The organism is Petrocella sp. FN5 (assembly GCF_029210395.1).
Classification (GTDB): Bacteria; Bacillota; Clostridia; order Lachnospirales; family Vallitaleaceae; genus Petrocella.
This window is the reverse complement of record NZ_JARGDP010000080.1, coordinates 1-11,113: the sequence shown is the minus strand read 5'-3', so window position 1 is coordinate 11,113 and position 11,113 is coordinate 1. Positions and strand designations below refer to the sequence as shown.

Here is an 11,113-nt window from a genome sequence, read left to right as displayed (position 1 = left end):
TTATTTAGTTAAAATAGTGCCTATTTCAACTTTTCCATAATGAACACTTATGACTCATAACACTTAAATCAAGCTTGCTATTAATGCAGTCCACCCCGTTTGGTGACTTGCACCTAATCCTTTTCCAGTGCATCCGTGAAAATATTCATAAAAGAGTATTAAGTCTTTGAAATTTGGATTTTCTTGGTAGATATTTTCATCACCGTGGACAATTCGTTTTCCTTCTTGATCTGGAATAAATATATTGGCCAACCTTTTGGATAGTTCACCGGCTACCTCTCGTAGTGTTATCCAATTATTAGAACCGGTCGGAAATTCAACTTTAAAGTGCTCGCCATAATAGCAATAGTCCATCTTTAAAGCATCAATCAACAGATAATTAATTGGAAACCAAATTGGTCCTCTCCAGTTCGAGTTACCTCCAAATAAATAACTTTCAGATTCTCCCGGTTGGTAATTAATACAATAGCTTTCATTGTTGGATTCAAGAATAAATGGGTGCCCTTCATGATATTTTGACAATGAACGAATACCTATCGTTGACAAGAATTCTTTTTCATCTAACAGCTTTTCCAATATTCTATACAATCGTTCTTTGTTCACAAGTGAAAATAAGATCTTTTCTTCTCCTTCAACTTGATTAACAATAATTTGCTTACCTAAACTTACCCGATTATTTCGAAACCATTTCAATCTTTTTGAAAATTCAGTAAATTGTTCTAGAAATTTAACATCAAAGGAAACTGTTGCAAATAAAGGAATGAGTCCCACAATTGATTTCACTTTTATTGTCTTAACACTATTATCATTATAGTGAATGGCATCATAATAAAATCCATCTTCCTCATCCCATAATTGTATACCTAGTTCACTTCCATAATTATTAAAAGCTTCCGCAATATGTACAAAATGCTCGAAAAATTTTGACGCCATATCTTCATAGGTCAAATCAACCGTTGAAAGTTCAAGAGCAATGGTCATCATATTCAACGCATACATTGCCATCCAACTTGTACCATCCGCTTGTTCTAAATGTCCCCCTGTAGGTATTGGTTTACTCCGATCAAAAAGGCTGATGTTATCAAGTCCAAGAAATCCACCTTGAAAAACATTCATTCCATCAGCATCCATTCGATTCACCCACCAAGTGAAATTAAGCAATAACTTATGAAAGGCACTTTTCAAGAAATTAAGATCACCTTTTCCAGTTTTTTTCTTTTCTATTGAATAAACTTGGTAGCATGCCCAAGCATGTACAGGAGGATTAACATCGCTAAGTGCCCACTCATAGGCTGGTAGTTGTCCATTTGGATGCATGTACCATTCTCTTAAAAAAAGGAGTAGTTGCTTCTTAGCAAAATCAGGGTCAATATTAGCGAATGGAATGCAATGGAAAGCAATATCCCAGGTGGCGTACCATGGGTACTCCCACTTATCTGGCATAGAAATGATGTCACGATTAAAAAGATGTTTCCAATTGGCATTTCTACCATTTTTTCGAGGATCATCTTTATTTACTGTTTGCTCATCTCCCTTTAGCCACGTTTCAACCTCGTAATTATAATACTGTTTACTCCATAATAAACCCGCATAGGCTTGCCGTTTAATATTACTTACTTCTGGATCGATATTTTGATTTTCCAAGCTTTCATAAAACTGATCCGCTTCTTCTTTTTGCCTAGCTAAGATTGTTTCACATTCTTCTATCGGATTAGCTTTTGAAAATTCCTCTGATAATCTAAGCAATATCTCTTGCTTTCCCTTTGGTTCTATTTTGAAAGAGTAACGAAGTGCAGCTTTAGTACCTACAGTTTTTCCCCGTAAGAGTTCTTCATCTTTGCTAACAACCACCTGATGAAAAGCATCTTTTACATAGGGACTCTTATTTTGATGCTGAAATATTCTTTGATAATTCGTTTCATTTTCAGTAAATAAAACACTTTTTTCTTCCTGAAAATACAAGTAATACTTACCTATAATTTTATGAGCTGCTTCTAAATAAGACACCCCATTGCTTTTAGCACATACTATACTTGGTTTTTCATGGCTTCCACCAAAAGACCAGGTATTTCTAAACCAAAGTGTCGGCAGAACATCGATAAAAGCTTCTTCATCACCGCGATTGTATATAGTTATTTTAATACTGATATCTCGTGGCGTTTTCTTGGCGTATTCTACAAATACATCAAAATACTTGCCTTCTCTAAAACAGGCCGTATTTAATAATTCATATTCTGGAGACATTTTAGAGTTCTGGGCATTTTTCACTATGAGTTCTTCATAAGGAAATTCATTTTGAGGATACTTATAGAGATATTTCATATAAGAATGTGTCGGTGTATTGTCTAGGTAATAGTAAAGCTCTTTTACATCTTCACCATGATTGCCTTCAGTACCTGAAAGTCCAAAAAGTCGTTCTTTCAAGATTGAATCTTTTCCATTCCATAACGCAACGGAAAAACATAGATTTTGACTAATCTCCGAGATACCAGCTAATCCATCCTCCCCCCATCTATAAACTCTAGACCTTGCATGGTCGTGGGGGAAATACGACCATGCTTCACCGTCAGGGCTATAATCCTCTCGAACAGTACCCCATTGCCTTTCACTTAAATAAGGTCCCCATAGTCGCCAAAATTGTTTATGTTCTTTATTCTCCCTCAATCGGACTAATTCCTGATTATCTTTTGTCATTACCTCACCCTCTTTCATCAATTAATTGCATCCTTTATAGCGGATAGAGATCATTAAGGTTTTAAAAATTCAAATATTGTATTGAGTGGCATATGATCACCAATATCCTTACCGTAATATGCTTTTGCAATCTTCAAGTTCTGATCTATCAAAAAATCTGCTGGGATTCGTGTTTTTGATCCCTCACCTTTTCCAGGAATAAAACCTGCTTTCGCTGCTTGTACAAACTTTCCAGGTTTAAACATCGCTTTCATCATTCCAAATGCTGAAGCTTCAACTTGATATAGCTTGTACAGTCGCTCCTCTGGGTCTGTAATTATAGGGAAAGGCGCATTTTGTTTGCCTACATATTGAAGCAAGCTATCTTTAGGTGACTGAAATACTGCCAATATTTCAAGCCCCCGTTCTTTAAATAATTGCTGATTTCTAATTAGTTCTTGTACTCTTAAGTTACAGAGTGGACAAGAAGCATATCGAAAGAATGATAAAAGAATTTTCTTTCCTTTATAGGCTTCTAGCGATATTTTATTTCCAAACAAATCCTCTGCCACGAAAAGATTCGCTTTACTATTTTCCTTTATCATCTTCACGCACACTCCTTTTGCTTTTGAGTAATTCAACTATTTCCGCCACTTGATTTTGCACATCTCCTTGATCTGAAAAATCAGCAGGCATATGCTCAGGTCCGATTTTTTCTAAGATACCATGACGACGTACAACATTGCCCACTTCACAATCGTGCCCGTAGCCACAGGTGTAACATTGGTCATAGCCTTTGACCGTAACATGACCTAAAACGCTCATCTGATTCGATTTCATAAAGCGCTCTATCATTTCCCGAACTGGATCAACTGTAACAGAACGTGAAGTACTCACAGTGATACCAATTTTATCCTTTAAAGTAAATGCACCTTGATGCCTAAAGCTGAATGTACGTTCTAAACAGGCATGACCTATAGCATTTATTGTTCCATAATAATTAGGTGCTCCAAAAACGATTATATCAGCCTTAAGCATTTTCTCACCAATTTCATTCCAGTCATCTTTTACTTTACAAATATTATCAGAAGCACACTGAGTGCACCCAATACACCCATTAATTTTCTTGCCTGCTAGTGAAATAACTTCAAAAGGCAGTCCAGCCTTTGTTGCAATGACTTCTACTGTTTGATGGATCATTCGGTTTTTTCTTCCGCTAGCACTTATGCCTAGTATCATTTTACATCCTCCATATTTTTGCGTTTTCTTAAGCTTAGAAATCTGCATACCTTAAATATAATTTAATTCATGCGAGAAAATTCATTTAACTAAATTATAACTTCAATTCCTAATTGACGATGTCAATATAAATTACATTAGGTCTATTTTCAATCATTCTAACCAAGAGATTTTATTCTTGTTGTAGCCTCTAAATTGATGATTGGCATGGAATTGTTTTAGAATTTCTTCCCTTGCTTGCCCTGATTCTTTCATTTGATCAATTAATCCTTCTGATACCGTTGTACTTAATGGGCAGCTAGCAAGACAAATGCCACAATCTGTACCCAATTGCCGCCACCTTTTGTAACAGTTTTCAGGATTAATCTTCCATACTTTTTGACCATCTACATCACTTGATTCACCCGAATGAATCGCTTTCGCCGGACAGGTTTTCGCACAATTTTTACAGATACTACACAATTCCTTAAGCCCAAAGTCGATTTTTTCATCGGCTACTAGAGGCAAGTCTGTTGTTACAACGCCCAAACGTATTCTCGGTCCATATTTCTTTGTTGAGAGTAGTCCATTTCGTCCTATTTCGCCAAGTCCTGCATCTTGAGCTACTAACGGGGCTACCATCAAATAGTTGCCATCCATATGATTTCGTGCACTGTACCCCAATTCTCTTATATAATAGGAAAGCACCATGCCAATAATAGCTGCATCAATATATCCTTTTGTTACTGCTACTTCTTCAGGTAGCAATGGTGCTTTAAAAATCATTTCTTGTTCCATCTCTACCGCAAAGACAATACCATATTGATGAGTTGCATCAACCTTTTCACCATAAAGTTCACTTCTTCTACCTCTGTGTGAATAATAATGATCTTCTTTCATCTGGGCTACACCAATTAATTTTGCATTATAATACTTGGCTAATCCCTTAATCTTTTTTGTTATTAATTCAGGATCAACTTCTACTTTAACAGGATTTCTAATCCCATCGGATAGGTCTTTCATATCATTCAGAAAATGAAAACTCGCATCAACTATGGGTGAATCTAACCTATTATAGATCTTACCTTCCTTTGTCCCCATATGTGGCAGACTTCGAAGGATATCATCTTGCAACTTTAACTCTGGTCTTTGAAGATAGTACTCATCGTATATTGGACTTCCTTGAATAATGTTCATTCTTGAAAAAATAATATCTCTTTCGTCTACTTTTTTCATATTTTCCCTCGCCATAAATTATTTAACACTACTATTAAAACCGAATTCCTATCATCTTAAAAAACAAATTTTCTCTATTATATTTCATTTCAGGTTCAAAAACTGTAAGGTATCATACAACCTGTACGAATGTAAGATATAATACCCAAGTGGTCAATTACAATTATCGTTTTATTGACTAAAACCCTGAACAGACTAACGCTTACTTATTCAGGGTCGTTTTTTCAATTATGGTTATATAATTTATAATGTGCTTTTCGCAATCCAAAAGGTCACTATTGATGTTATTAGAAACAATAAACTACCCATCAAGAGTGCTTTCATTCCTTTATTCTTAATTGTCATAAAATCAACCGTTAATCCCATAGCAACCATGTCCATTAATATCAGTAACGAGCTTAGTTTTGTCAGTATTTGAAGTAATGAATCTGGCACAATACCCGTTGTGCTCACAACACCCGCTAGAATAAAGTATATTACATACATTGGAAACTTAGCCTTTTGCCGATGATTATTTTCTTTATTGTATAGATAACCTAGAACCAATGTTACAGGTACCAATAGTACAACTCTTGCCATTTTTACAAATGTACCAATCTCTCCAGCAAGTTCGCCTCTGGCAAAAGCTGCTGCGATGGCATGGGCTACACCATGTAGAGATATCCCAGACCAAACACCATATTGGACATCCGTTACTGGACTCGAAATCGCTACGGCTGAATACACAAGTACACCTACTGCACCTAGGAAACTCACGATTGATACAGCAACAACTGCGTCTTCATCTTTTGCATTAATTGTAGGTGCGATGGCTACAACAGCTGAAGCACCACAAATGCATGAACCCACTCCAATAAGTGTTGCTAATTTATCAGGTGTTTTAAAAAGTCGTCCAAGAATCACAGCGAGTATCAATACACTTGGCACTAGGATGATTACCATCAGAAGCACTTTAGATCCCAGCTGAAAGAGTGCACCAAAATCAAGTTTAAACCCTAGCAATATAATACCAACCATTAGCAGTTTCTTCAACGAAAAATGAACCCCTTCAAGCAAAACCGACTGAGTCTTAATTGTATTGTTATAAATAATACCAATCAATATGCCAATCGTCAAAGCTTCTAAATTCACAAAAACTTTCATGGCATCATTGATAAACATTGATATCATGGCTATAGTTAGTATAAAAATAAGACCCGGCATTATTTTTTTCATCTTTTTCATATTGCCACTCTTTTCTGAATTATATTATAATATCACTTTTTTCGGTGGTGGATTCAATTAGAATTTTATGACGTGTTATTCGCTTTCTTTTAAGTACCATTATAACCCCCGTAAAGAGTATCAGAACTACTATAGAAATAATTACACCCATCGGATTGTTTTTTACATCCGCGACAGATGTCGACAAATAAACATAAACAAGGGTAGCCGGTAGCATACCCACAAAAGTTGCTAATGTGTAATGCCAATATTTCACTTGCGAGAGTCCTGAAATATAATTGACTCCATTAAACGGGAAAATAGGCAGAAGTCGCAAATAGAGCATTACTAAGAATCCATTATCTTCAATTTTTTTAGATAGCTTTTCAAAGTAACTATCTGCTTTAATATATCGCTTAACAAAATCTTTACCTAATAATCTAGAAATAAAAAAAGTTAACTGACATCCCACATTCGATCCAATAATGACCAATATTGTTCCAAGGGAGAATCCAAACAAGGGGCCAGCTAATATTGTTAGTGCAAACCCTGGCAAAGCTAAAACAACACCAACTATGTATAAAAGTATATAAAGAATTGGTGCATAAGAAGTGTCCTTGATCGTATTTAAAGTACCAAGCCATTTCTCAATTTGGATATAATTCCTTAATGGACTTATAGTTATTATTGCTAGGATAATGGTTAAAATAAAAAATTTATAATTCTTTTGTAAGAATTTTATCATCGACATCTCTTCCTATCTTTGGGACGATTTCCCTATTAATCATTATAATACCATGGTTGCAAGAAGTTTTATGTATGATTTCTTACAACTTCAATGTATCCGTAATGATGGCGGCATAAAAAGTGTCTTTATGACAGTTAAATTAACAATACTTTTGACTATTTGTAAAAATAGACGCATTTTTTAACTCATAGGTATGTCTTAACTTGATATAATCTGAATACTTTAATATGGCTGATTAAATGGGTTCAAGCTTAAAGGGGATGCTTGACACACTCGGATTTTTAACTTGAAGGTAAATGATTAATTTATTCCGAAGCCACCCTTTGCTAAATTGTAATCTACCAAGATAATCTTGTCATCTATTAAGGCGAGATTCTTTAGTTCATCTGTAAAACCTGATTTTGAAAAAAGTATATAATATTTATCTCTTACTTCTTCCTTAATAGCCATACTCTTATCTTGTAACTTTATTTATACACTTTTAAATAGCAGCCTTATAGTATGGAGAGATATGCACCCTCCTATTGAATCTTTCTCTATCGATTATATCCAAATCGATTGCCCGTCAGTTCCAGCCAAACTTCATCACATTGTTTCATTATTTCATCACTTAGTGGTTCTTCTTTGAGCGCTTTTATGTTTTGTTCTAATTGAGATAACTTACTAACACCACTAATAATACTGGTAACTTGCCTATGATTAGCGCACCAGTTCATTGCCAGTTCTAGTAGGCTAAGATCATGTGAATTACCAATTTCAATGAGGCGATCAATCGCTTTAAAGCTTGCATCGGACCAGTAACGTTTGTAGTAGACTTCATTGTTTGAAAATCTTGTATTATCCGCTGGCTGACCCGGCTTGTGTTTACCCGCTAACAGTCCTGCAGCAATAGGGTTATAGACTGTCAATGCCATTTCATTAGCTTGAAGATAGGGTATTAGCTCAGCTTCGATACTACGGGTGATTAAGTTATAGACATTTTGGGTAATGACCGGTTTTGTAGAGTTATATTTATCACATGTAGCCACTAATTCTGCTATTTGCCATGCTGCAAAGTTGCTAATACCATAGTGTCTGGCTTTACCTGATAGCAATATTTCTTCCATACCTTCTAGGGTTTCTTCAATAGTTGTTTCGTAATCCGGTGCATGTAAGTAATATAAGTCCACATAATCTGTATTCAGTCTGCCTAAACTAGCATCGATACTTTTTAACAGAGTGTCTTTCTTAAGACCAGCTTCATTAAGATCGCCACCCATTGGATAACCCACTTTGGTGGCTAAGATGATCTTATCACGTCTACCTTTAATGCCCCTGCCTACAACCCTTTCGCTTTCTCCATTATTATATATATTAGCAGTGTCAAAAAGATTTATGCCGGCATAAAGAAGAAGAAGAAGAAGAAAGCACCCTAACTCACGACTAAAGTCACGAGTGTGCGGGTGCTAGACCATCAAACAGCATATCGCGCTTACTTAGCTCGAGGATTACCCCTGGCTTCTTTTTGTCTTATTTAATTTTCTTTTCCAACTCCCAAAATTTACTTGATGCAGGCCAATCTCTATTCATAAAAGCAATGTATTCCTTTACAAGCTTTTCCATATATAACTCCTGCCATGAACCAATCTTATCTCTAAAAAGTTTCCAGTCTTTTTTTGAAGGTTCCATTATCTTTCACTCCCTTAATATGTTAAATCCATGGTATCTTGATATTTTTATCTACAATCAGAATGGCAACGTATCATCACTAGAATCAAATGAACTATCCTTAGTAATTATTTCCTCATCCTCATTGTCTTCATCAATAAATGTACCATAGGGCACACCATTTTCAGTATACCCTGCTATAAAATCCATCCCGTATAAGCCCTTCAAATATTCTTCATATTGCGCCTCTGTCCAGACATCGATATTATTACTCTTATTTTTTTTAATTTTTCTATTTTTACTCATGCGTTGCTGATCCTCTTTTCATTCCCAATTCTTCTGCCAACATATCTATATATTTTCACTTAACCTCTGTACCCATACCTTTCAAGTTCTGTCTTAAAAGCTGATCTACGAGGGTATTCTTTCCTGAATCCATCCATATACCGCTGCTTCTCGTTATGTTTCCCTCTTGATTCCTTAACTTCTCCAAGCGCCGCGATAAATGCTGCACACTCACCATAGTAATTTCTACGGTTAGCTTCCATAATACCGGTAACACGTTTTTCCAGTATCTTTTCCAATTTGCTAATTACTTTTTCAGCATATACATCATCGATTGAAATCGTTTCTTTCCACTTGAGAATACATTCCATCAGTAACTCATTGTCACTTTTACCTGTTTTATTGTGAATCCCCGCTTCATAACGCTTAGAACTGAAATCAAGATAGCTCTTGACTGATTCCAACATACTCCTGACTCCAGACTGGAGTTGCTCGCCACGAAACAATAATAACGTAAACAAAGCGAGTCCTTGTTTCATAAATGTTCCCGACCAACCAAGTGCTGCCTTCGTATTCATTCGGCACTCCAACACCTGTTCAAAATCCCCATCAAAAAACTCCAACATACTAATCGTATTGATTGTCACCTTGTTTTCTGCCAATTCAGAATCCATATGAAGTTCAGATATATACAGATTGTCATTAACTGAGATCCCTTTAAATATTATGCTTAAGGTTTCTCTTGTTTTTTTAAAATCTTTACTATGAAGCAATGCTCTTAAATAGTCCGTTGCACTGCTCTTTGAACGAAAAGCTTCAACATAGCAATTTCTCGCCACACTGTCTTTTCCAAGAATTGAAGCATATTCCGCAGTCATCAATGCAACTTCATTGCGGATAAGATATTTTGAATTAATCAAATGCAGTGCATTCATACCTAAATCCAACAACTGTTCCAGAGACTGATCTTGACCTTCAATCAACAACTGTAAAAATATTCCAGGATGAGTGCTGGCATAAGTCTTCGCAAGGTCAATGCTTCCTACAGGATCATTCTTTTGCGATATTACCTCTTTTATAAGTACTTCAGCTAACCTTCCTGTTATACTTCCCAAATGCTGGATCAAAAGATCTAAAAATTCCTTGACACCATCCAGTTCTCCACTTCCAAATTGGAAAAGATTTTCCAATTTAAAATCTCTTATTCCTGAATTTGAGAGAATTTTAAAAATAACCTTCGGTATCTCCTCCATAGGATATGTATGATATGCACAATAAAGTATTTCTAATACAGTTTTTTTAAAGTTTACAGATATGAGTTTTTCCGATATCAACCCTGAAATGGATAGTTCGTTATCACCGTAATCACTGATTGTCTGTACCTTAATTGTTATCAGACGTTCTCCAACCATGACACCTTCGTTATATTTTTCCTGATCAACACATTTGTGAATGAACCTGCAAATGTCATCAATCATATCTAATACTTTGTCCGGGTCTTCATAGTAAAATTCATCAATATCGTTATTGTACCAATCATGGTATTCCTCATTCTGCATTTCATTCAGTACAAACTCGCCCTCATTGATTTTAGTAATTATTTGATTGATTTCCTTAAATTCTCGTTCAAAATTTTTATCTTCAACAATCAGACTGCTTTCTGACGTTTTCCCGTTTGTGAAAGTTTCCAGTCTTTCTATAAATCCTATACGGTCGCATTCTGGTAAAATCCTAGCTGTTTCATGCAAAAACAACTTCAACTGTTGATGGTCAAGCTCTTCTGTCATAGCATCAACCTGTTTTATAAACATTGAGAGATTCATAAAATTCTCCTTATATGTATACTAACCATCATGATCTCCAATTTCTTTCATTATTCAATGCCCTTGCCAATAAATCAATATCTCTAGTGGTTCTTGAAAACTCGCCGTTAAAAATCGCATATAAGAAAATACCACCTTTTAAGGTGAAATTCTCATTATATTTGGACATTGATATCCGATATATGGTACGTTCTAAACAGTATGCTACCAACTCATCTTGAAATAATCTACCCTGTTTCTTCGCTTGATTTTTCAGCTTTGCCTTTACTGAATCTGCACT

At 35.5% G+C, this 11,113-nt stretch carries 11 protein-coding genes and 1 pseudogene; all 12 read right to left on the bottom strand.

The window, feature by feature from the left end:
- Positions 1-63: 63 nt before the first annotated feature.
- Complete coding sequence (locus tag P0N36_RS13230) at positions 64-2,694, bottom strand: MGH1-like glycoside hydrolase domain-containing protein (protein WP_275843329.1); 2,631 nt, start codon at positions 2,692-2,694, stop codon at positions 64-66.
- Between the two features lie 53 nt (positions 2,695-2,747).
- On the bottom strand, positions 2,748-3,278 hold the full coding sequence (locus P0N36_RS13225; RefSeq protein ID WP_275843328.1) for a peroxiredoxin family protein: 531 nt from the start codon (positions 3,276-3,278) through the stop codon (positions 2,748-2,750).
- On the bottom strand, positions 3,262-3,912 hold the full coding sequence (locus tag P0N36_RS13220; RefSeq protein ID WP_275843327.1) for a flavodoxin family protein: 651 nt from the start codon (positions 3,910-3,912) through the stop codon (positions 3,262-3,264). The genes P0N36_RS13225 and P0N36_RS13220 overlap by 17 nt, the downstream gene beginning before the upstream one ends.
- A 153-nt stretch (positions 3,913-4,065) precedes the next feature.
- A complete protein-coding gene (locus P0N36_RS13215; protein WP_275843326.1) occupies positions 4,066-5,127 on the bottom strand; it encodes a 4Fe-4S dicluster domain-containing protein in 1,062 nt (353 codons plus the stop codon).
- Positions 5,128-5,370: 243 nt separating this feature from the next.
- Complete coding sequence (locus tag P0N36_RS13210; protein WP_275843325.1) at positions 5,371-6,351, bottom strand: YeiH family protein; 981 nt, start codon at positions 6,349-6,351, stop codon at positions 5,371-5,373.
- A gap of 19 nt (positions 6,352-6,370) precedes the next feature.
- Positions 6,371-7,075 (bottom strand): TVP38/TMEM64 family protein, encoded by a 705-nt coding sequence (locus P0N36_RS13205; RefSeq protein ID WP_275843324.1) that lies wholly within the window; start codon positions 7,073-7,075, stop codon positions 6,371-6,373.
- 303 nt (positions 7,076-7,378) lie between these two features.
- Positions 7,379-7,528, bottom strand: a complete 150-nt coding sequence (locus P0N36_RS13200; RefSeq protein ID WP_275843323.1) for a hypothetical protein — start codon at positions 7,526-7,528, stop codon at positions 7,379-7,381.
- Positions 7,529-7,614: 86 nt separating this feature from the next.
- Positions 7,615-8,457 (bottom strand): annotated as a pseudogene (locus P0N36_RS13195) (aldo/keto reductase); the annotation flags it as partial.
- Positions 8,458-8,587: 130 nt separating this feature from the next.
- A complete protein-coding gene (locus tag P0N36_RS13190) occupies positions 8,588-8,746 on the bottom strand; it encodes a hypothetical protein (protein WP_275843322.1) in 159 nt (52 codons plus the stop codon).
- 57 nt (positions 8,747-8,803) lie between these two features.
- Positions 8,804-9,031, bottom strand: a complete 228-nt coding sequence (locus P0N36_RS13185) for a hypothetical protein (RefSeq protein WP_275843321.1) — start codon at positions 9,029-9,031, stop codon at positions 8,804-8,806.
- A 59-nt stretch (positions 9,032-9,090) separates the two neighbouring features.
- The gene (locus P0N36_RS13180) at positions 9,091-10,833 is read right to left on the bottom strand and encodes a hypothetical protein (protein ID WP_275843320.1); all 1,743 of its coding nucleotides are present in this window, start codon (positions 10,831-10,833) and stop codon (positions 9,091-9,093) included.
- A gap of 28 nt (positions 10,834-10,861) precedes the next feature.
- Positions 10,862-11,113 (bottom strand): nucleotidyl transferase AbiEii/AbiGii toxin family protein (locus tag P0N36_RS13175; protein WP_275843319.1); only part of this gene is annotated, 252 nt, incomplete at its 5' end.